The sequence below is a fragment of the Caballeronia sp. LZ003 genome, from assembly GCF_031451465.1.
Taxonomy (GTDB): Bacteria; Pseudomonadota; Gammaproteobacteria; order Burkholderiales; family Burkholderiaceae; genus Caballeronia.
Genome location: NZ_JARUXJ010000149.1, coordinates 1 through 528 on the forward strand (window position 1 = coordinate 1; position 528 = coordinate 528).

General features: G+C 55.3%; 1 protein-coding gene. It reads left to right on the forward strand.

All coding sequences use genetic code 11. The features are described from left to right. A partial coding sequence (locus QCE79_RS33520) for a winged helix-turn-helix domain-containing protein (RefSeq protein WP_309851815.1) occupies positions 1-299 on the forward strand: 299 nt, incomplete at its 5' end. Positions 300-528: the final 229 nt, after the last annotated feature.

The window sequence follows — 528 nt, forward strand, 5'->3', positions numbered from 1 at the left end:
TGTTTGAGTCGCCGCTGATTCGCATCGATCCGAGAACACGTACGGCATTTCGCGGCCAAGCGGTACTGAATCTGACGGGCGCGCAATACACGCTTCTTTCCGCGTTCGCCCGTTTTCCCAAGCAGGCCCTTTCCCGGCTCAAGCTCACATCGCTCCTTCACGGAACACACTCGAATTTTGCGGAGCGACAAATTGACTTGCACGTCTGGCGACTGAGGCAAGCGATCGAGGAGGATCCAGGCACGCCTCGTCTGATCCAGACTATTCGCGGAGCGGGCTATATGTTCGTGCCGGGTTAGCGATCGCGAGGCGGATTCAAAGACAATGCACACCGCCGTATTCCTTACACGGTCTACCGAAATCACTCACGCCACCGCCCTCGCTTGCCTATCCCTCCGATTTAAACGATAATCATTCGCATCTTTAGTGCGAACAATGCGTGCGTCTTCCGTCGGCTGGACAGAGTCGGACAGCACAATACTCATCCAGTGGTCGAACGCTATTACCGCGAACTCGTACGCTTTCTTT